At 37.7% G+C, this 20,817-nt stretch carries 18 protein-coding genes; 7 read left to right on the top strand and 11 right to left on the bottom strand.

Features of this window, described 5'->3' with window-relative positions; genetic code table 11:
* Positions 1-77: 77 nt before the first annotated feature.
* Positions 78-653, top strand: coding sequence for a hypothetical protein (locus C8C84_RS02535; protein ID WP_147406804.1), 576 nt, complete (start codon positions 78-80; stop codon positions 651-653).
* Between the two features lie 120 nt (positions 654-773).
* On the opposite strand, the gene C8C84_RS02530 is transcribed toward C8C84_RS02535, so the two are convergent.
* Together C8C84_RS02530 and C8C84_RS02525 are read right to left on the bottom strand one after the other, a co-directional pair.
* A complete protein-coding gene (locus C8C84_RS02530; RefSeq protein WP_121312033.1) occupies positions 774-1,244 on the bottom strand; it encodes a DUF6252 family protein in 471 nt (156 codons plus the stop codon).
* 322 nt (positions 1,245-1,566) lie between these two features.
* A complete protein-coding gene (locus C8C84_RS02525) occupies positions 1,567-4,752 on the bottom strand; it encodes a reprolysin-like metallopeptidase (RefSeq protein WP_121312032.1) in 3,186 nt (1,061 codons plus the stop codon).
* A 215-nt stretch (positions 4,753-4,967) separates the two neighbouring features.
* Between C8C84_RS02525 and C8C84_RS02520 the strand changes: the two genes are divergently transcribed.
* Complete coding sequence (locus tag C8C84_RS02520; RefSeq protein WP_121312031.1) at positions 4,968-6,083, top strand: FAD-binding oxidoreductase; 1,116 nt, start codon at positions 4,968-4,970, stop codon at positions 6,081-6,083.
* A 3-nt stretch (positions 6,084-6,086) separates the two neighbouring features.
* Positions 6,087-6,767, top strand: coding sequence for a monofunctional biosynthetic peptidoglycan transglycosylase (gene mtgA / locus C8C84_RS02515; protein ID WP_121312030.1), 681 nt, complete (start codon positions 6,087-6,089; stop codon positions 6,765-6,767).
* Between the two features lie 51 nt (positions 6,768-6,818).
* Here mtgA and C8C84_RS02510 read toward each other — a convergent pair whose 3' ends face one another.
* The gene (locus tag C8C84_RS02510; protein ID WP_121312029.1) at positions 6,819-7,163 is read right to left on the bottom strand and encodes a DoxX protein; all 345 of its coding nucleotides are present in this window, start codon (positions 7,161-7,163) and stop codon (positions 6,819-6,821) included.
* A 184-nt stretch (positions 7,164-7,347) separates the two neighbouring features.
* Between C8C84_RS02510 and C8C84_RS02505 the strand changes: the two genes are divergently transcribed.
* Positions 7,348-8,148, top strand: a complete 801-nt coding sequence (locus tag C8C84_RS02505; RefSeq protein WP_121312028.1) for a TIGR00266 family protein — start codon at positions 7,348-7,350, stop codon at positions 8,146-8,148.
* Between the two features lie 33 nt (positions 8,149-8,181).
* Here the strand turns inward: C8C84_RS02505 and C8C84_RS02500 are convergent, their stop codons facing one another.
* The 6 genes from C8C84_RS02500 to C8C84_RS02475 all read right to left on the bottom strand — a co-directional run bounded on the left by C8C84_RS02500 (position 8,182) and on the right by C8C84_RS02475 (position 15,700).
* Complete coding sequence (locus C8C84_RS02500) at positions 8,182-10,389, bottom strand: TonB-dependent receptor (protein WP_121312027.1); 2,208 nt, start codon at positions 10,387-10,389, stop codon at positions 8,182-8,184.
* A gap of 61 nt (positions 10,390-10,450) precedes the next feature.
* The gene (locus C8C84_RS02495; protein ID WP_121312026.1) at positions 10,451-10,804 is read right to left on the bottom strand and encodes a hypothetical protein; all 354 of its coding nucleotides are present in this window, start codon (positions 10,802-10,804) and stop codon (positions 10,451-10,453) included.
* Positions 10,805-10,897: 93 nt separating this feature from the next.
* The gene (locus C8C84_RS02490; RefSeq protein ID WP_121312025.1) at positions 10,898-11,887 is read right to left on the bottom strand and encodes an aspartate-semialdehyde dehydrogenase; all 990 of its coding nucleotides are present in this window, start codon (positions 11,885-11,887) and stop codon (positions 10,898-10,900) included.
* 253 nt (positions 11,888-12,140) lie between these two features.
* On the bottom strand, positions 12,141-12,557 hold the full coding sequence (mscL, locus tag C8C84_RS02485; protein ID WP_121312024.1) for a large conductance mechanosensitive channel protein MscL: 417 nt from the start codon (positions 12,555-12,557) through the stop codon (positions 12,141-12,143).
* Positions 12,558-12,630: 73 nt separating this feature from the next.
* A complete protein-coding gene (locus tag C8C84_RS02480) occupies positions 12,631-15,108 on the bottom strand; it encodes a bifunctional UDP-N-acetylmuramoyl-tripeptide:D-alanyl-D-alanine ligase/alanine racemase (RefSeq protein WP_233549707.1) in 2,478 nt (825 codons plus the stop codon).
* Positions 15,080-15,700 (bottom strand): thymidine kinase, encoded by a 621-nt coding sequence (locus tag C8C84_RS02475; RefSeq protein ID WP_121314944.1) that lies wholly within the window; start codon positions 15,698-15,700, stop codon positions 15,080-15,082. The genes C8C84_RS02480 and C8C84_RS02475 overlap by 29 nt, the downstream gene beginning before the upstream one ends.
* A gap of 200 nt (positions 15,701-15,900) precedes the next feature.
* On the opposite strand from C8C84_RS02475, the gene C8C84_RS02470 reads away from it, so the two are divergent.
* The 3 genes from C8C84_RS02470 to C8C84_RS02460 are packed head-to-tail and all read left to right on the top strand — an operon-like array spanning position 15,901 to position 18,722.
* Positions 15,901-16,842 (top strand): hypothetical protein, encoded by a 942-nt coding sequence (locus tag C8C84_RS02470; protein WP_121312023.1) that lies wholly within the window; start codon positions 15,901-15,903, stop codon positions 16,840-16,842.
* Complete coding sequence (gene rsmI / locus C8C84_RS02465; RefSeq protein ID WP_121312022.1) at positions 16,843-17,544, top strand: 16S rRNA (cytidine(1402)-2'-O)-methyltransferase; 702 nt, start codon at positions 16,843-16,845, stop codon at positions 17,542-17,544.
* Positions 17,541-18,722 (top strand): cytochrome-c peroxidase, encoded by a 1,182-nt coding sequence (locus tag C8C84_RS02460; protein ID WP_121312021.1) that lies wholly within the window; start codon positions 17,541-17,543, stop codon positions 18,720-18,722. Before rsmI ends, C8C84_RS02460 begins: the two co-directional genes overlap by 4 nt.
* A 3-nt stretch (positions 18,723-18,725) precedes the next feature.
* On the opposite strand, the gene ade is transcribed toward C8C84_RS02460, so the two are convergent.
* Positions 18,726-20,348: an adenine deaminase gene (ade, locus tag C8C84_RS02455; RefSeq protein ID WP_121312020.1), complete on the bottom strand. Its 1,623-nt coding sequence runs from the start codon at positions 20,346-20,348 to the stop codon at positions 18,726-18,728.
* Positions 20,349-20,399: 51 nt separating this feature from the next.
* Positions 20,400-20,678 (bottom strand): hypothetical protein, encoded by a 279-nt coding sequence (locus C8C84_RS02450; protein WP_121312019.1) that lies wholly within the window; start codon positions 20,676-20,678, stop codon positions 20,400-20,402.
* Positions 20,679-20,817 lie beyond the last annotated feature (139 nt).

Here is a 20,817-nt window from a genome sequence, read left to right as displayed (position 1 = left end):
ATGAGTAATAAAAATGTTTCTAATTAAACTTTTACATTATGAAAAATTCATTTTTCCCGCAGGCCGAATCCTTATTAGTGGTTTGGGCTACGAATTACCAAGAAAAAATTGCTACCCATGCCACAACCTTAGGTCTCAGTCCGGCCGAAGTAGCTCAAGAACAGGTGCTCTGCCAGACTATTATCGATGCCATTAATGCGGTAAACAATCAGAAAAACATTTACAAAGCCTCACTAGAAACCCGTGATAATGCTATTAGCGTTCAGGGTGGCGAATTGAGAATTGACATTGCCCGTCACAAAGTGAATCCGGCTTATACTGTATCCATTGGGCAGGACTTAGGGATCATCAGTACTAGCGACGAATTTAATGCTGCTACCTATAAACCTATAATCATAGGGGAATTGTTTGGAGGTAATGTTCGCATCCGATTTAAGAAAATGGGCGTTGATGGGATCAATATTTACAGGCGAGAGAAGGGTACATCTACTTTCACCTTTTTGTCCCGCGCTACCCGAAGTCCTTTTGAACACCATCCCACATTGTCGGTACCTAACAAACCCGAACACTGGGAATATCGGGCTTACGGTGTTATTGCCGATGTAGAGATTGGTCTCGCCAGTGATATTGTTGAAATTGTATTTGGAGAATAATTTTTTTTGCCATAATCAATAACTGAAGAAAGGCTGTCAGTAATGATGGCTTTTTTTGATAGCAAAAAAAGCCCGATACGACAGTATCGGGCTTTCTGGTAATTATTTTTAATGCAATAACTATTCTATATTCTCAGCTCTAAAGCTTCCTTCTGTTACAATAATTGTTCCTCCGTTTCCATCATCGCCTGTGAATGAAAAAGTACCTTTAATAACATCTGCAGTTACTTCAGTAATGTTCATTGTACCGGTTTCGTTGTCAGTGTATGCGTCTTCGTTAAAATCACTGTAACTTCCTCCATAAGAATCAACATTAGACGGTTCATCTGTTATGGTGTATGTTCCGTTAGCAACATCTAATGGTGTGAACAATGTTACCACTTTACCGGTATCAGCATCATTTCCGGTGATTGATTTGGCTAAAGAATTGATCACCATCGGGTCTGCAAATTCAACCCATGTTCCGTTCACTTTACATTTTAAATAAAAGTTTGAAGAAGAACTACTACTGCTGTCAGAACTACAATTAAATGAAATGGCGCTCACTGTTACTAATACCAATAGAAGAGCTACTTTTTTTAATGTTCTCATAATTTGTTTATTGTTTTAATAAATTGATTCCAAATGTATTGGAAATTATCTAAGTCTCAATAGAGATATTTGTTTATTTATGTTAAAGTTGGGTTTGTAATTTTACTTTGAAATGTTTCCAAAGACTAAAATAGTATTTCATTAGCCCCGATTGCAGCCTCGTCTTTTGGAACGAGACTAAAAGCGGAAACAAGGTTGCTAAGCACGTCCGAGCCATTGCTTCGCCAATTCGCTGTAGTTCGGGTCGCTCCTAAAATTTATCAATAAAAAAACCACTCCTTTTGAGAGTGGTCTTTAAACTAATGTCAATTTGCTTTTAACTTTATTCTTTTACAAAACGTTTTGTGGTTGTTGAAGTTCCATCACTTACTTCAATTAAGTAAGCACCGGCTTTTAACGAACCAACATATACATTGTTATTTTCAATTTTACCTTTTCCTAATTCTTGACCCATCATATTGAAAATTCTATAGGTAGAAGAAGTTTCAAGATTAGCAATGTTTAATACATCGCCTTTTACAGGGTTTGGATACAAGTTGAAAGTAATTGTAGTGTTTTGTTCATCTTCAAAACGAGCAGTAGCTGTAATGTTTACGGTATAATCTTCCACTTCGCCATAAGAGAAGGTTTCACAAGCTGTTGGCGATGCGTTGTATTTCATTGATACACGCATTCTGGTTGAACCTAATAAAGCTGAAGCAGGAACGGTAAAACTTCTTGCAATTGGAGTAGTTTTGGTTCTGGTTACATTTACCACTTGTTCACCGCTGTCTGAGAAATCACCGTCTTGATTGTAGTCAATCCAAACTCGGTAACCTTCGTTATAGGAGGTTCCTGTCCATGTTGGCGTAATGGTAATTGAATTACTAGTGCTGCGAACTAAGTTGGTAGAAAGCGCCGTAAAGTTACCATAACCACCATTGTTGCCCGACAAGTTATTGATGGTGCCCAATTGTACTCTGTTGATATACTCATCACTAGTGTCATTTCCTCTCGAAGTACAATAAGTTACAGATGGAGTTAGTGTAGTTACATTAACAGTGTTACTCGCTGGTGAAGCATTCCCGGCAGCATCTTTAGCAATTACATAGAAAGTATAAGCTGTTGAAGCTGATAAGCCTGTAACCGCAAGCGTAGTCGAAGCCGTAGAAGCTAAGAATGAACCGTTTCTGTATACATCATAGGCGGTCACGGCTACATTGTCTGTTGCTCCTGACCAAGCTAAGTTCGTTGAAGAAGAAGTAGTTCCTGAAGCACTTACTGTTGGTGCTGTTGGCGCAGTAGTATCAGGAGTTAGCGTAGTTACATTAACCGTATTACTTGCCGGAGAAACATTTCCGGCAGCATCTTTGGCAATTACATAGAAGCTATAGGCAGTTCCTGCAGTTAATCCGTTGGCCACAAAAGTAGTTCCTGTAGTTGAAGCTCTGAAAGCACCGTTTTGGTATACATCATATCCGGAAACACCAATGTTATCTGTGGCACCCGACCAAGATAAGTTGGTTGCGTTGGCTGTAGTTCCGGAAGCGCTTAATGTAGCCGCTGTTGGTGCAGTAGTATCAGCGACTGAACTAGTAATGGTAAAATTGGCATTAGAAATATCAAAGAAAATATGATTGGTTCCTTTTACCATGATGCGATTGGTTGTTCCTGCTAAATTCGGAATAGTAACTGCTTGTGATCCGTCATTTGGTGTGGCAGCCAATAAAGTAACCGGATAAGTAAATCCACCGTCAGTCGATAATAAAATATCAACATTGGCACAGTTCACATTGTTTGCAGTCGTCCCGGCTACATTCCAAGTTACGGTTTGAGAGCTGTTTCCGGCATAAGTAACAGCTGTATTTGGAGTGCTTACTGTAAATGGTCCGGCTGTTGCGTTAACGGTAACAATCATATCATCACTATTGTTGGCAGAACCACCGGCTCTGTTGTCGCGAACGGTTAATCTGAAATTCATATTTCTGGCTACTGAAGGCAAGGCTTCCACAGTGATTTCAGTTCCTGCAGTAGTAGTTGCCCCGTTTAAAACAGATTGAATTCTTGGAAAATACCTAACTGGTGAAGTTGATGGATTGTACGAACGGAAAGTTGGCCCTGTGGTTCTGGTAGCACTAGCAGCCGAACTTGCTCCGGTAGCGGTACTTGCCGCATTGTCAAATTGTTCCCAGTTATAGGTTAATGCATCTCCGTTAGCATCACTTCCTGATCCGGTCAACATAAACGGAGTGCTTTTTGGGATAGTATAATCTGCACCAGCACTTGCAGTTGGAATGGCATTTCCGGTTGGTGTATTGGTTTGACAAGTTTTATTTTTTACGTTATTAGTAATTTGTTGGATACTTACAGCATGAAAATAGACATCAGAATTAGGCTGAATATCTTGAGAAGTAATACCGGCATAACCCATAATGGTTGAGCCGGAACCAGGCTCCATATTTACACCTGTACCTTCATTGCTCATTGAAAAAGTATGGTTTCCTCCAAATTGATGTCCGATTTCGTGAGCCACATAATCAATATCAAATGTATCTCCTTGTGGAATTGTGCTTGAAGTAAAACCGCTTCCTTTTCCTGAACTACAGACACAGCCTATGCAGCCTGCATTACCGTTGTTGGAAGCTCTTACGAACAAATGACCTACATCATAATTGGCCTCTCCAATAACTGAAGTTAGAGTGCTTTGCAACTGACTGTTGTAACTTGTAGTGTAAGGATCAGTAGAGGCATTGGTGTAAATTACAGCATCGTTGTTGGCAATTAAAACCATTCTAATGGCGAAATCTTTTTCAAAAACACCGTTTACACGAGTCATAGAATTATTCATGGCCGCCAACGCAAGTGCTTTTGTGCCTCCAAAATAAGTGGCATATTCACCAGTACAAGATAAGGCTAAACGAAAAGTTCTCAAAGTAGCATCATCGGCATTGGGTCTTAACATACTTCCATCATCATTGATTTGAGGAATAACTTCATCAATCACCGAACATTCAAAAGGATTGAGTGATTGGGCTTTGTCCGCTCTTCTAAAAACAGTATAAGTAGTAAGGTCTTGTGAAATTGGTTCAACAAAAACCGCAGCTTTGCCAGCATTTAACGTCATCGATTTAAACCCAAGCGGCGTAACGCTAAAATAAGAAGTCGAATGTGGGTTGTCAATTCCAATTCCTATATAAGATTTGATTTCCGGATAACGTGCAGCCAAAGCCGGATCTAAAGCGGAATTTTCATAAATACTAAATCTTTCTAAAACACCATTCTCATTCGGAATGGATAAAGTAACAGTAGAAGTTCTCATGCCTGCAGCTCTTTGCGGAGCACTGGCTAATACATTTCTAAGTCCGTCAAGATTCAGCGTAAAAAGATAGTTTTCGGGTAATATTATTCTGCTTTCCAGCGGAATCATATCGCTTTTTTTGGTAGTTGAATTCCAAAGTGAATTTCCTCTTTGTGAAAAAGCTACACTTGAGATTGTCAATAAGGCAACCGTGAGTAATTTGTACTTCATAAGTCTTTAAATTTGGTTAAATAGTGCTCCAAAATTAAAATTATTTTTCACATAGTAATGAACAAAATAACAAAACTATTAACAAATCGATAAACTACTAGTTATATTGGTAAGGAATAAATAATAAATTAATTAAAATATTAATAAATTCGAAAAAACTGACATTAATAGTGTCAGACAATTATTAAAAAAGGTATTTTTAAAAAAAAATAATCATGCATTTCAGTTACTGGGAACTCAAGAATTGGTTTACCAACATCGATTTCACTATAGTCGGAAGCGGAATTGTTGGTTTGCATTGCGCGTTAGCTTTGCGCGAAAAATTTCCAGAAAGTAAAATATTAGTTTTGGAAAAGGGAATCTTACCTCAAGGCGCAAGTACTAAAAATGCCGGATTTGCTTGTTTTGGAAGTCTTTCCGAAATTCTGGACGATTTAAAGTCGCACAGCGAAGAAGAAGTCATTCAGTTGATTCAAAAACGTTGGAACGGACTGCAATTGTTGCGTAAAAATTTAACTGATGCGGCTATAGATTTCAAACCTTTCGGAGGCTATGAGTTGTTTCTTAACAGCGATGAAAGCAGTTATAATGAATGTTTGCAGAAGTTGCCTTTTGTCAACGAAATTTTAAAACCGATTTTCAGAAATGACGTTTTTGCCAAAGAAGTAGATCGTTTTGACTTCAAAGGCATACAAGAATATTTGATTTTTAATCCTTACGAAGCGCAAATCGATACCGGAAAAATGATGCAAGCATTGTTGCAAAAAGCAGTAGCGAATAACATTATGATTCTAAATCAGGTAGAAGTGACTTCGTTTCAAGAGCGAAATAATCAAGTGGAAATTGCGTTAGGTGATTTTTGTTTTAGTGCCAAAAAATTACTGTTTGCTACTAACGGTTTTGCCGGAAAGTTAACTGATAACCAAGTAAAACCGGCCAGAGCACAGGTTTTGATAACCGAGCCCATCCCGAATTTAGATATCAAAGGAACTTTCCATCTCGATAAAGGCTATTATTATTTTAGAAATATTGATGACCGTATTCTTTTTGGCGGCGGCCGAAACTTAGACTTTGAAGGAGAAACCACTGCTGATTTAGGTCAAACCGAATTAATACAAAATCGTTTGGAAGCTATTTTAAAAGAAGTAATTTTACCCAATACCGATTTCAAAATCGCCCATCGTTGGAGTGGCATCATGGGATTGGGGTCAAGCAAAAGACCAATAGTTGAGCAACTTTCCGAAAATGTCTATTGTGGTGTTCGCCTCGGTGGAATGGGCGTTGCGATAGGTAGTTTAATAGGTCAAGAATTAGCAGATTTAGTCAAATAAAATATGATAAGAAAAATTTCCCGTTGGCTTTGGAAAGCATTCCTTTGGTTTTTAGGACTTTCGATACTTACTGTAATTATTTTTAAATGGGTGCCTGTTCCGATTACGCCTTTGATGATTACCCGTGCCATCGAAAACAAGATTGACGGAAACGATGCCGTGCTCAGTCATGATTGGGTTCCATTAGAGGAAATTTCGCCGAATCTTCAAAAAGCAGTAATAGCCAGTGAAGATGGAAATTTCTTAAAACACAGCGGTTTCGATTTTGCTGCGATGCAAAAAGCCTTCAAGAACAATCAAAAAGGGAAAAAGCTAAAAGGCGGTAGCACCATATCGCAACAAACTGCTAAAAATGTTTTCCTTTGGCAAGGCAGAAGTTATCTTCGAAAAGGATTAGAAGCTTATTTTACGGTTTTAATCGAACTCATTTGGGGCAAAGAACGCATCATGGAAGTCTACCTGAACAGCATTGAAATGGGTAACGGAGTTTATGGTGCAGAAGAAGCGGCGCGCGTTTGGTACAGAAGTAAAGCCATTAATTTAACCAAAAGAGAAGCGGCTGGAATCGCAGCCATTTTGCCCAATCCAAGAAAATACAAAGCAACTAATTCGTCTTCTTATATTGAGCGAAGAAAAGACAGAATTATGCGCAATATGCGACACATCGGGAAAATAGAATATTAAAAAAAGCCGACTAGTTATAGTCGGCTTTTTCATTTTTATATTCAAAATCCTTTAGTAAAAAAGCGGTTTGTATTGTGGCCAATGTTTATAAACCAAAATAGCATTGAACACTAAAATGACTAACGCCACAGGCAATCCGGAAATGGCTAAAAACATATGGAACAACAATATGTTAATAGAAATAGGCGCTAATAACACTAAGGCAAAAGCAACCCATTTTTTCATCAATAACATAAGTCCAATAAATACTTCCAAAAGACCGACAGCAGAAAATATGTAACCCGGTAATCCTGTTGGCGCTTCCATCGGAATGAAGTTAAACAATTTGTTGGCTCCAAAAACAACAAGTGCCAAACCTAAAGCTATTCGAACAATTTTAGTAAACATTGAATTCATAAGTAGACCGTTTTGAATTAGAGATATGGTAAAAATAACATTAAAATATTATAGTTATGATATTAAAAATACCAATTTATTAACAGATTGATGGTGTTTGTTAATATTGTTTGAATTTTAACCGATACTGTAACATTTTTTAAAATAATTTTACTAATCATTACAACTTAAAAAAACACTCACTATGCAAGCTCATGAAATAGATTACCATATTTATGGTGAAGAAATGCAATATGTAGAAATAGAACTCGATCCGCAGGAAATTGTAGTAGCCGAAGCCGGCAGTTTTATGATGATGGATAACGGTATTCAAATGGAAACCATTTTCGGAGATGGAACCCAACAACAATCGGGTTTATTTGATAAATTATTGTCAGCCGGAAAAAGAGTACTGACCGGAGAAAGCCTTTTTATGACAGCCTATATCAATCAGAATAGTTCCAAAAGCAAAGTTTGCTTCGCTTCACCCTATCCCGGAAAAATTATCCCGATTGATTTAACCCAATTTCAAGGCAAGTTCATCTGTCAAAAGGATTCTTTTCTTTGCGCAGCCAAAGGCGTAGCGGTTGGAATTGAATTTTCTAAGAAATTAGGGCGCGGACTTTTCGGTGGAGAAGGTTTCATCATGCAAAAAATTGAAGGCGACGGAATGGCTTTCGTGCACAGCGGAGGAACTTTAGCTAAAAAAGAATTGGCATCAGGAGAAATTTTAAAAGTTGACACCGGTTGTATCGTTGGATTTACTAAAGATGTAGATTATGATATCGAATTTATAGGCGGCATTAAAAATTCTATTTTTGGCGGAGAAGGATTGTTTTTTGCCACGCTTCGCGGACCGGGAACTGTTTATGTGCAATCATTGCCATTTAGCCGTTTGGCTGACAGAATCATCGCTTCGGCGCCCAAAAGTGGCGGCAGCGGAAGAGAAGAAGGAAGTCTACTCGGTGGTTTAGGGCGAATGATAGACGGAGATAATAGATTTTAAATAAAAAAGCGTCCCAATTTCGGGACGCTTTTTTTAAATCATAAAATTAATACCGAAGACAATATTCCGACCAATATTCGGAATGCCATCCGCTTTTAGTCTTGACAAATGAGAGACATAAGCTTTGTCAAACAGATTGTTAGCATTCAGATTTAGATTGAAATTGGTTTTGCCTAAAATTATTTTTCCGCCTACACTCAAATTAATTAGGGTGTAATCATCGGTTTTGGTTTCAAATTCACCGGCATTGTTTTGCGCCAAAGTACTTTCGATATTGATAGCAGCAAAACCTTCTTTCCACCAGTTTTTAACTTCAAACTCACCACGGAAAGTGTTGTTCCATTTGTTCGCCGGGATCAAAGGAAGATGGTCACCATTATCTTTTTCGCCGATAACCGTTTCGAAGCTGCTGTATAAATGCAACCAATCTAAAGGATGCGGATGGAAGTGAATACCGGTTTCACCACCGTATAATCGAGCATTGGCTTGAACATAATCATAAACATTATTGCCGTCAATTACGTTGCCATTAGGCGAAATAAAGATGTAATCATTGATGTGGTTGTAAAATCCATTGACAAACAATTCAAAGTGCGAGCTTTTGTATTCCAAATTTAAATCGGTTTGCAAGTTTTGTTCGTTTTTTAAATTGGCGTTACCAATTTCGTAGCGATTGCTGCCTTCATGCACACCATTTGAAGTCAATTCGGCTAAATTCGGCGCACGGAAACCGGAAGCAATATTTAAACGCATCGTGAAATTTTTGGCCAAATCCGTTTTATAGCCCAAAGAAGCATTGAAACTGTCAAAGCTTTTGTCGATGGACTGAAAATAACCTTCTTCGCCAACGGTGCCATGGTTTTCCGTAGTGACATTTCGGTTGTCAAAACGCAATCCGGCTTGGATTACATTGCTTTTCCATTCGTAGTTGGCGGTTCCAAAAATACCAAAGTCGTTGGTTAGGGCATCCGGAATTAAAAGCTCTTCTCCAAAATTCGTATTGGTTTGATTCATTCCTTGAACGCCAACGATGGTTTCAATCTTGCCTAATTTTGGCAAATAATATTTCACATCGTAATTGAAAGTTTTCAATTTCATATGCAAAACGGGGACATTAGAATCTTCAAATTCGCTTCGGTCATTGAAAATATAACCTAAGTCGGCATCCAATTTTGAGTTTTTGAAATACAAAGTATTATGCAAGCTAAGGATATGATTGTCCACGCCTTGTTTTGGATAAAGAATGTTTCTACTGGTAGATTGTTCAGCGATTCCTTCTTCGGGTATACCCAAATTCAGTTTGTTGAAATTATAACGCAATACCGATGAAAAATTCGAATTGTTGTAACCTATTCCGGCCTTCAGGTCAGTCTCATTAAATCGAGTATTGGTTACTCGATCACCATCTCCGATTTTGTAATCAGCGTGCGAATTATAGCTACCACGGACTAAGAATTTCCAATGTTCACTCGAAGTTTTTAGCCCCAAAGTAGTATTGCTTCCTAAAGTATTCGAGAACAATCTTTGACTAAAATCGGCTTTAAAATCTCCAGCATTGGCAAATTTCTCCGGATTAAAATACAAAACGCCGCCAAGCGCATCCGAACCATAAAGCAACGAGGCCGGACCTTTAATGACTTCCACACTTTCGACACCGGCATCGTTCAAACCTAAACCGTGTTCTGCGCCAAATTGTTGGTTTTCCAAACGAACGCCTTGGGTATAAACCAAAACGCGATTGCCGCTCAAACCACGAATCACCGGTTTTCCGATAGAAGTTCCGGTGGAAACTTGTGAAACGCCGGGAATGGTAGCCAAACCTTCGATTAAAGTTGCGGCACCTTTTTGTTGTAAAGCTTTTACATTTTGGTGCTCGACTTTCATTACGTTTTGCGATTGTAATTTGTTAAAAGCAGTCGATACAATGACTTCATCCATGTGCGTGATGCTTTCTTCTAAAGTAATATTCTGTGTAATTTCTTGGGGAGAAATAACAACTGAAATGGTTTGTGAAGTAAAACCAATGCTGGAAAAAACAATTTTAAAATTACCGGTTGGTAAATTGTTTAAAGTGTAATTTCCACTTTCGCTGGTCATGGTTTCTTTGTGAATTTCCGGAATTGAAACGATGACATTCGATAAGGGTTTATTGTCTTTGTCGGAAACCGTTCCGCTGATTTTATTTTGTGCCGTAGCAACGAGTGATAATCCTAAAGTTAGGATTAGATATAGTAATTTCATAATGGATAGTTTATTGTAAATAAATAATAGACCAAAGGGATTTGGTCTTGAAAAAAGCTATTTATACAATAAAATATGGCGGTCCGCGTAGCGAAAAAAGGGAACCTCTAAACTTCTGGGTAATTTCTTTAGAATAAGAAAAAGTATAGGAAGTTGGGACTTCTGTTTTTCTGAATTCAAAAGATTTTATAGGTGTTGGAGTATAACTACTAAAGGCAAATTCACAAACAAAACACTTTTCTAAACCGTCATGACCATGGGTAACTTCGGTTTTATGATTGTGGTAAATATGATGACATTTTTTTTCGGAAAATTGTTTTGCCAAATGCTCAAAAGAGTGAACTGACTGAAAGAATATTGCGAACAATATCATCAATCCCATCAACGCATTGGTTAAAAGTAGTTTTCTTTTCATCGCCACAAATGTAAAGCATTGCCAAAGAAAATCCGCCCGATTTTAACAAACTTTAGGATTTGTAAAACCGGACGGATTATTGAGAAGTGTAAATTACACTAAATTATTGGCTACCAAATATTCAGCAATCTGAACGGTATTCGTTGCAGCACCTTTTCTCAAGTTGTCTGCTACAATCCACATGTTTAAGGAGTTCGGCTGACTTTCATCACGGCGAATTCTGCCTACAAATACATCATCTTTTCCTTGTGCGTACAAAGGCATTGGATAAGTATAAGTGTCGTTGTTATCTTGTACGGTTACGCCATCGGTATTGTGTAAAATAGTACGAATGTCGTTCACATCAAAATCATTGGAAAATTCAACATTTACGGCTTCACTATGACCGCCAACAACCGGAATTCTAATCGCTGTTGCAGTAACTGCAATAGTTTTATCGCCGATAATTTTTTGCGTTTCGCGAACCAATTTCATTTCTTCTTTGGTATAGCCATTCTCTTCAAAACTGTCGCATTGTGGAATCGCATTGCGGTGAATTTGGTATTTGTAAGCCATTTCTCCTTTGATGCCGGCGTATTCATTTTCCAATTGTTGCACTGCCTTCACACCGGTTCCTGTAATAGATTGGTAAGTAGAAACAATCACACGTTTGATATTGTATTTTTTATGCAATGGTGCCAAAACCATTACCATTTGAATGGTAGAACAGTTTGGGTTTGCAATGATTTTGTCAGCTGCTGTTAACTCAGAAGCATTGATTTCAGGAACCACTAATTTTTTAGTAGGATCCATTCTCCAAGCGGAAGAGTTGTCGATTACGGTTGTTCCGGCTTCAGCAAATTTTGGCGCCCATTCTAAAGAAGTATCTCCGCCTGCCGAAAATAAAGCGATATCAGCCTTCATGTCAACTGCTGTTTGTAAACCCACTACTTTATATTTCTTACCCTTAAATTCAATTTCCTTACCTACTGATTTCTCAGAAGCGACAGGGATTAATTCCGTAACCGGAAAATTTCTTTCAGCCAAAACTTGAAGCATCACTTCGCCAACCATACCGGTTGCGCCTACTACAGCAACTTTCATATTCTAATTTTTAAAGGGTTAAGATTTCAATGTGCAAAAGTATACAGAAAATAGCTTCTACTTTAGTTTTTAGTATAAAAATTACTGAATTCTGAAAGCAAAATAGGTTTTCTTTTCTTAATTTTTAGATTGTTTTTGAAGGATTTACGATTGGTGAAAGACGATTTACCAAAAAGAAAAACAGCCCCAATTAAGGAGCGGTTTAGTCCTGAAATGAATTCAGGATAAATTTAGAATATATAATGTAGCGGTATTATTTTTTCAATAAATCCCTGATTTGAGTAAGCAATTCTTCCTGAGTTGGTCCTGCAGGTGCAGCCGGAGCTATTTCTTCTTTTTTCTTCATTCTTTCAGCAGCGCGAAGAATAATAAAAATAAACAACGCAATAATGATAAAATTGATAGTGGCTTGTACCAGATTACCGTATGTAATTACAGCAGCGCCGGCTTCTTTGGCTTTAGCTAAGCTTTCATAACTGTTACCATCCAAAGTAATGAATTTGGTTGTAAAGTCAATGCCGCCGGTTAATAAACCAACAATTGGCATAATAACATCGTCAACAGCTGAACCTACAATTTTCCCGAAAGCTCCACCGATAACAACTGCAGTTGCTAAACTCAATACATCGCCTTTCATTAAAGACGCTTTGAAATCACTAAAAAATCCCATAATTCTTTTGTTTTAATTGGTTATAGTGATACTAAATTAACTAATTTTCTAAACGATTCACAAATTTTTAAAATTATTCTCTGAAAAAGACACGTTTAACGCGTTGTGAAATACTGGTCAGAATTTCATAGGGAATAGTATTCAATTGTTTGGCCATGTGATTTACAGAAGGGTTTTCCCCAAAAATAATCACCGAGTTGCCTTCTTTACAATCAATGCTAGTCACATCAACCATTAGCATGTCCATACAAATACTACCAACAATTTTGGCTTGTTTGTTATTGATAACAACATAACCAACGCCATTGCCCCAACTTCTGCGAATGCCATCGGCGTAACCAATAGGAATGGTGGCAATTTTAGTTTCATTTTCAGCTATAAATCTTCGCCCATAACCTACACTTTCGCCTTGGTCAATCGTTCGTATTTGAGAAATGACCGATTTTAAAGTACCAACGTTTTCCAAATACTTTTGTTCTTCTTCATCGTTGGAAATCCCATACAAACCAATACCTAAGCGAACCATGTCGTATTGTGCGTCGGGATAATTGGATATGCCCGAAGTGTTTAAAATATGCCGAATCGGTTTGATGTTTAATGCTGAAAGCAATTGAGCCGACAATTTTTCAAACAATGCAATTTGTGATTTCGCAAAAACATCGTGTTTCAAATCATCACTCGTTGCCATGTGTGACAAAACACTTTTAATTTGAACCGTTTCGTTGCCTTTTAGGATGGAAATCAATTCGGATAAATTTTCTTCTTCAAAGCCCAAACGGTGCATTCCGGTGTCAATTTTAATGTGAACCGGGAAGTTTTTTAGTTTTTTTTGTTCGGCAATTTTCAAGAAAGCTTTCAACCCTTTAATCGAATAAATCTCCGGTTCTAAGTTATGCTGAATAATAGCCGAAAAACTCGTCGTTTCAGGATTCATCACCATAATCGGAACAGTAATTCCGGCACTTTTTAAAGATATGCCTTCATCGGCGAATGCCACGCCAAGATAATCGACTTTGTGGTGTTCCAACAATTTAGCGATCTCGAAACCGCCATTTCCATAGCCAAAAGCTTTCACCATGACCATCATTTTGGTTTTGGGAGCCAATTTTGATTTGAAGAAATTTAAGTTATAACTAATCGCGTTTAAGTTAATTTCTAAAACAGTTTCATGGGTTTTCTCTTCCAACATCGAGACGATTTCTTCAAAGTGAAAATCGCGAGCGCCTTTAACCAATATGGTTTCGTTTTCAAAATTCAATCGGTCAAATGCATCTGCAAATTCGGCTACATTGTTAAAAGCAACACTATTGATAAATTTGCTTTTATACTGCGAAATGGTTTCGCCAATACCAATCACACGAGTGATTTTATTTGAAATAATCAATTGCGAAACTTGAGAATATAGTTCTTCATTGTTCAATCCGCTTTGGAAAATATCGGAGAGAATTATGGTTTTCTTTTTGTGTTGTTTTTGGTGTTCCAAAAAGTCTAAAGCAATCTTTAACGACTGAAAATCAGAGCTGTAACTGTCATCGATAATCGTACAATTGTAAATTCCGTTTTTGACTTTCAGACGCATTTCCACAGGATACAATTGCGCCATTCGAGTCTGAATGACTTTGTGATTGTAGCCAAAATACAACATCACCATCATGCAGTGAATCGCATTTTCTACCGAAGCTTGGTCTTGAAACGGAATGATAATCGGGAAAGTATCTTCTTTGTAAGTAACTTGCAATTCGGTTAAATCGCCGATATTTTTTTTGGTAATATAAACATCCGCGCTTTTATCATCGGAACACCAACTGAATGTTTTAATCTTCGGATTGACAAAGGCATTGATGGTTTTGTTTTTGTTTAAAATCAAAACATTGACCGAAGTAAATAACTTTAATTTCTCTTTTATTTTTTCAGCTACGCTAGGAAATCCTTCATCGTGTGCCGAACCGATATTCGACAAAATTCCAATCGTCGGGCGAATGATTTTTTGGAGTTTTTCCATCTCATTCATTGTCGAAATGCCGGCTTCAAAAATCCCGAGATTGTGTTTTTCTTTGATGCCTAAAATGGATAAAGGAACACCAACTTGTGAATTGTAACTTTTCGGACTGCGAATGATATTGTAATCCGGACTCAAAAGAAAGTTTAACCATTCTTTGATGATGGTTTTACCGTTACTTCCGGTAATGCCAATGATAGGAAATTCGAATAAACTTCGGTAATACGAAGCAAATTTCTGCAATGCTTCCAAAGTATTTTCAACTACCAAAAAATTAGCTTTTCCGGCTACAGCTGAAGGAATATAAGTAACAACAAAATGCTTTACGCCTTTTTCAATCAATTCTTCAATATAAGAATGACCATCATTATTCGGTCCGGAAATCGCAAAAAACAAAGTGTTTTCACCATTTTGCAATGAGCGACTGTCAATAGAAATTGCGTCAATAATGGCTACATCATTTTGGCCGATCCAATTGGCCTTGATGATGGGAATGATATTTCGTAGGGTTAGTGTCAAGGAATTATTCTTCTTTAGATAGGTTTTCGGCATCTTTTACCACCATGTTTTCACGCATGGCATTGAAATAAGCAGCCCGACTCAGAGGTTCGTATTCCTCGGTTTCGCCAAGCATGACCAATTTTTCATTGTCATTTTTTCTAAAACTATAATGCGCTAAATTTCCCGTTCGGGTACAAACGGCGTGTACTTTGGTTACATATTCTGCGGTTGCCATCAAAGCAGGCATTGGTCCGAAAGGATTGCCTTTAAAATCCATATCCAATCCCGCTACAATTACGCGTATTCCGGAATTGGCTAAATCATTGCAAACCGCAACAATTTCGTCATCAAAAAACTGCGCTTCGTCAATGCCTACGACATCACAGCCTTGTGCCAAAATTCGAATATTGGCAGCTGCCGGAATAGGAGTTGAGCGAATTTCGTTTTTGTTATGGGAAACAACCATCTCTTCATCGTAGCGCGTATCGATGGAAGGTTTGAAGATTTCGACTTTTTGTTTGGCAAATTGAGCCCTTTTTAATCGGCGAATGAGTTCTTCCGTTTTGCCCGAAAACATCGATCCGCAGATGACTTCAATCCAACCAAATTGTTCTTTATGATTTACTGTATTTTCGAGAAACATTTTGTATTTTTCTTGCGCTAAAAATGAATAGTTTTTATTACTTTGTAACGAAAACAAACCGACATCATTTTTTTCTATTTTTACGTCGATTCAAATGTAGAAAAATTTTAATTACCGTTACTTCTTCCCGAGGTTAAATAAATGCAACGGAAGAAAATTAATAAAAAAGATACAAGCGTATTTCCTATAATTTCCAAAAGATGAAAAAAAGATTAGAATCCGAATTAATCAGCATTGCCCACCGAATTTTGAAACTGAAAAACAAATCGGAAGTAGATCAATTGTATAAAGAAACCCAAAAATTATACGAGACATTAACCGTTTTAAAGTTTTATCAAGACAATTTTGAATCGGTTAAAAACGATGTTCAAGCTGCAGTTTTGGAAGGAAAACTAGAGCAACATTTACAGGAAGAAACGCCACAAGAAGTAGTTTTGGAAGTAAAACAAGTTGAAGAGCCAGCAGTTGAAATACAAGCAGAACCTGAAACTGTTGTAGCCACTGAAGAAGAAGCTGAGATTGTTTCAGAGGAAGAAATCGAAGAAGCCGTTGAACCTGTTTCGGAAGAACAAATGGAAGATGTAGTAGCCGAAAACGAACCTGATACCAAAGAAGAACCGGTTTTCAAGCCTATATTTGAATTGGCTGAAGACGATGAAGAAGACCAGAGCGACAGCGAACTGGCGGAAGAAATCGAACCGGCTGAGACAGCTTCAGAAGTAAAACCCGGAACCAAGCATGTAGCTTTAGAAGATTTATTGGGCGAAAACTATGTCGACCCGATTTTTGTAAAGCCGAATGAAGTTTCGCTTTTTTCTTCAGACTCGAGCGATAGCGAACTGGTGAAAGAATCAGTGACCGAAACCAAAGAAATATCCGAACCTAAATCGACTTCCATAAATACATCTTTTGGTAAAACCATGGAAATCGGATTGAACGACAGGGTAGCTTTTGTCAATAATCTTTTTGCAGGAAGCAATGAAGATTTTAACCGCGTGATTTCGCAATTAAATACTTTTGATAATTTAGCAGAAGCCAAAGATTTTCTAAATGAAATGGTCATTCCTGATTATAATTATTGGGTTGGCAAAGAAGATTATATCGAGAGATTTATGGAGGTTGTGGAGAATAAATTCAAGTAAATGTCCAAACTTTACATTGTTCCAACGCCTATTGGCAATTTAGAAGACATGACTTTCAGGGCGATAAAAGTTTTGAAAGAAGTCGATTTGATTTTGGCCGAAGACACACGCACGAGCGGAAAATTGCTTAAGCATTTCGAAATTTCGACGCACATGCACAGTCACCACATGCATAATGAACATAAAACCGTGGAGAGTTTGGTGAAGCGTTTGCAAGCCGGAGAAAGTATTGCTTTGATTAGCGATGCCGGAACGCCTGCAATTTCAGATCCCGGATTTTTATTGACAAGAGCTTGTGTGGAAAATAATATTGAAGTGGATTGCTTGCCCGGTGCTACTGCTTTTGTACCGGCTTTGGTCAATAGTGGTTTGCCCAATGATCGATTTGTTTTTGAAGGGTTTTTACCTGAAAAGAAAGGCAGACAAACCCGTTATTTGGCGCTAGCCGAAGAAAATAGAACGATGATTTTCTATGTTTCGCCACATAAATTGGTCAAAACTTTAGCTGAGTTTGTGCAATATTTTAGTGCAGACCGACCGGTTTCCGTTTCCAGAGAATTATCAAAATTACATGAAGAAACCATCCGTGGAACAGCATCAGAGGTTTTAAAACACTTTGAAATTAAACCGCCAAAAGGAGAAATCGTGGCTGTGGTTGGTGGGAAAAGTTCAGAAAAAGAAAAGAGAAAGCACGAAGAATGATAAGAGTTTTGGTTATAGCGATAGTTTTTATCCTCTGTACTTCTTGTTCGGACGACAGTAAATATGTTCCGATCACGCCTGCGGCCATTATTGCTTTACCCGAAACGCCTTATAACTATTCCAATCTAAATTTACCGTCACATTTTACGACCAATGATGGTGGCATTTTGGCCAGTTCTATCAACGGAATCGACAATACTCCGGAAGACAATCCGATTACAGATGGCGGAGCGACTTTGGGAAGAGTGCTTTTTTATGATGTAAATTTGAGTCGAAATAAAACGGTTGCTTGTGCTAGTTGTCACCGTCAGAATTTGGCCTTTACCGATTCTCCCGTGCTTAGTCTTGGGTTTAATTTTGCCCCAACCAGAAGACATTCGATTACGTTAGTCAACCAAAGGTATTATGTGCGTGGCCGTTTTTTTTGGGATGAACGTGCAGCTACTTTGGAAGAACAAGTTTTGCAACCGATTGTAGACCATAACGAAATGGGCTTAACTGAAACTGAAATTATTCAAAGAGTTTCTGAACGCCCTTTTTATAGTAATTTGTTTTTGGGCGCATTTGGTTCAGGAAATATAACTAACGAAAGAATTGCCAAAGCCTTGTCACAATTCATCAGAAGCATCGTCAGTTCCCAAAGTAAATATGATGAAGGAAGAGCGCAAGTAGCTACAAGACTAACACCATTTCCAAATTTTACTGACGCAGAGAATTTAGGCAAAGAACTTTTTTTAAAACCGGTTGCCCAAGGTGGCGCAGGTTGTGTTAATTGTCATGCCACAGAAGCTTTTGTAAGCGTCAACTCGGGACCAAAAAACAATGGATTGGATGTAATTTCGACCAATGATTTTGGGGCTTTTGAAACTTTTCCGACGAATAGCAGTTTAAAAGGTGCTTTTAAAATCCCGACCTTAAAAAACATAGCTTTAGGAAGCCCTTACATGCATGATGGTCGTTTTCAGACTTTGCAACAAGTTGTTGAACATTACAATAGCGGTGTGAAAAATCACCCCAATTTGTCTCCATTTTTAAAAGGACCGGATGGCAATCCGCAACAGCTTAATTTGACTGAGGCACAGAAAGAGGCTCTGGTTGTTTTCCTTAGAACGTTGACCGATCCGAATATTTTGAATAATGAAAAATGGGCTGATCCGTTTATCAATCAGCATCTTTAGTTACTATTCTACTTCCAAATCTACAAAAGAAAAACTGTTGCCACTAAACAATCCTTTGTCGGATAATTTCAAATCGGGAATCACCAACAGCGCCATAAACGAAAGTGTCATAAACGGCGCTTTTAAAGTACTACCCAATTCTTTTGCCATCGCGTCGATTTCTTGGTACAAACGTCCGGCTTCCCAACCGTTTTGATCACTCATGATTCCTGCAACCGGTAAAGCCAACGATTTTTTATCGGAACCGTTTACGGCACAAATCCCGCCGGTATTTTGGATAATCAAGTTTACAGCACTCAAAATTTCTTCGTCAGAGGTTCCAACTACCACTATATTGTGACAATCATGCGCTACCGAACTGGCAATCGCTCCTTTTTTCAATCCAAAGTTTTTGATAAAAGCAATAGCGGGTGGAGCATTTTCATAGCGATTCACGACTGCCATTTTCAAGATGTCGTTTTCAACATCGGAAACTAAATTTCCCGCAATAATTTTTGGTGTACAATGAACTTCATTGGTAATCAATTGGCCTTCCAAAGCTTCAATGACGCGAATGGTTTTGGCGGAACTCGTAATTTTAAAATCGCTTAAAACTTTAGCGGAAGTATTGAAATTATTGGGTTTGTCAAATTCGACATGGGGTACAAAAGACTGACCGTTTTCGCCAACCAATTCTCCGTCGATGTAGGTTTGTTTTACTTTGAAGTTGACTAAATCTTCCACGACGATAAAATCGGCAGCATCGTTATTTTGGAGTAAACCAACTTCCATCTTATAATGTTTCACCGGATTGATACAAGCGACTTGTAATATTTTGAAAACGTCGATGCCTTTGGCAACCGCTCTTGCACAAAGTTGGTTGATATGTCCTAAAATCAAATCGTCCGGATGTTTGTCATCAGAACAGAACATCATGTTTTCGAAATTGTCGGGAAGCAAATCGATTAGTGCTTCAAAGTTTTTGGCGGCACTTCCTTCACGAATAATAACTTTCATGCCGAGGGATAGTTTTTCGGCGGCTTCGTCAAAAGTAAAACATTCATGGTCTGTTGTGATTCCGGCAGAAATGTATTTTTTAACAGGTTCGCCACGCAATCCCGGCGCATGGCCGTCCACAGGTTTGTTGAAATGTTTCGCCCAAGCAATCTTTTTCAAAACTTCTTCGTCGTCAAACAGAACACCCGGATAATTCATCATTTCCGATAAATAATAAATATCCGGTAAAGCCATTAATTCCTTGATTTGTTCCGAATCAATTACGGCACCGGCGGTTTCAAAAAAAGTAGCCGGAACACAAGATGGCGCGCCAAAATGAAACTTCAATGGCACTTTTTTACCATTGTCAATCATGTAATACACACCGTCTTTTCCTAAAACATTCGCAATTTCATGCGGATCAGAAATGGTGCCGATAGTTCCATGCAAAACGGCAATTTTAGCAAATTCAGAAGGGACAAGCATCGAACTTTCAATATGGATATGTGCATCAATAAATCCGGGAAGTATATAGTTTTTGATATTGTGATTTTTCTCCACAACGGAAACAATTTTTCCATTGGTAATTGTAACTTCACCGGAATAAATTCGCTTGTTTTTGATATCGACAATCTGACCTTGAATTTGCATTTTGTTTATTTTATAATTCAAAAGTAGCGAATATTAATTCAGTTTTATTGTCTAAAGGCAAGCTTCTTTTCTTACTCTTTCTAAGTTGGCTTTATCATCTGTTTTTTCATTGATAATTTTTTGAATATCTTCTTTTGAAGTTTCTTTTCTAAGTGAAAAAGGATGAAGCCAGTTTATAAGTTCGCCAAAAGCAATTGCTTTTAACAGTGCATCGTTAAAGTTATAACCATTGGAAATCAAGATAATTAAAATACCTAATTCGCCAAAAATATATGTTCTGTTATAATTACTTTTGCGATTAGTGTAATAATATTTTTTAAAGATTCTCATATTTAAAACATTTGTGATTTATATATCTATAACTTCAAAACACCTTTTTTTGGGACATGAAAACATGGTTATTTAAATTTTTAAATAATTTGTAGTATTTTTTTTAAAAAAATAATAACTTCGTAATTCATAATTTTCA

It is taken from the genome of Flavobacterium sp. 102, assembly GCF_003634615.1.
In the GTDB taxonomy this organism is placed as follows: Bacteria; Bacteroidota; Bacteroidia; order Flavobacteriales; family Flavobacteriaceae; genus Flavobacterium.
The sequence above is the reverse complement of the archived record's forward strand: the minus strand, read 5'-3'. Positions and strand labels throughout refer to the sequence as shown.

Coding starts and splice junctions, on each gene's coding strand:
- C8C84_RS02480 (WP_233549707.1), bottom strand. CDS start 15,108: ATGCCGAAAACCTATCTAAAGAAGAATAATTCCTTGACACTAACCCTA.
- C8C84_RS02460 (WP_121312021.1), top strand. CDS start 17,541: ATGATAAGAGTTTTGGTTATAGCGATAGTTTTTATCCTCTGTACTTCT.
- C8C84_RS02530 (WP_121312033.1), bottom strand. CDS start 1,244: ATGAGAACATTAAAAAAAGTAGCTCTTCTATTGGTATTAGTAACAGTG.
- C8C84_RS02500 (WP_121312027.1), bottom strand. CDS start 10,389: ATGAAATTACTATATCTAATCCTAACTTTAGGATTATCACTCGTTGCT.
- C8C84_RS02490 (WP_121312025.1), bottom strand. CDS start 11,887: ATGAAAGTTGCTGTAGTAGGCGCAACCGGTATGGTTGGCGAAGTGATG.
- mscL (WP_121312024.1), bottom strand. CDS start 12,557: ATGGGATTTTTTAGTGATTTCAAAGCGTCTTTAATGAAAGGCGATGTA.
- C8C84_RS02470 (WP_121312023.1), top strand. CDS start 15,901: ATGAAAAAAAGATTAGAATCCGAATTAATCAGCATTGCCCACCGAATT.
- C8C84_RS02525 (WP_121312032.1), bottom strand. CDS start 4,752: ATGAAGTACAAATTACTCACGGTTGCCTTATTGACAATCTCAAGTGTA.
- mtgA (WP_121312030.1), top strand. CDS start 6,087: ATGATAAGAAAAATTTCCCGTTGGCTTTGGAAAGCATTCCTTTGGTTT.
- rsmI (WP_121312022.1), top strand. CDS start 16,843: ATGTCCAAACTTTACATTGTTCCAACGCCTATTGGCAATTTAGAAGAC.
- C8C84_RS02505 (WP_121312028.1), top strand. CDS start 7,348: ATGCAAGCTCATGAAATAGATTACCATATTTATGGTGAAGAAATGCAA.
- C8C84_RS02495 (WP_121312026.1), bottom strand. CDS start 10,804: ATGAAAAGAAAACTACTTTTAACCAATGCGTTGATGGGATTGATGATA.
- ade (WP_121312020.1), bottom strand. CDS start 20,348: ATGCAAATTCAAGGTCAGATTGTCGATATCAAAAACAAGCGAATTTAT.
- C8C84_RS02450 (WP_121312019.1), bottom strand. CDS start 20,678: ATGAGAATCTTTAAAAAATATTATTACACTAATCGCAAAAGTAATTAT.
- C8C84_RS02475 (WP_121314944.1), bottom strand. CDS start 15,700: ATGTTTCTCGAAAATACAGTAAATCATAAAGAACAATTTGGTTGGATT.
- C8C84_RS02520 (WP_121312031.1), top strand. CDS start 4,968: ATGCATTTCAGTTACTGGGAACTCAAGAATTGGTTTACCAACATCGAT.
- C8C84_RS02510 (WP_121312029.1), bottom strand. CDS start 7,163: ATGAATTCAATGTTTACTAAAATTGTTCGAATAGCTTTAGGTTTGGCA.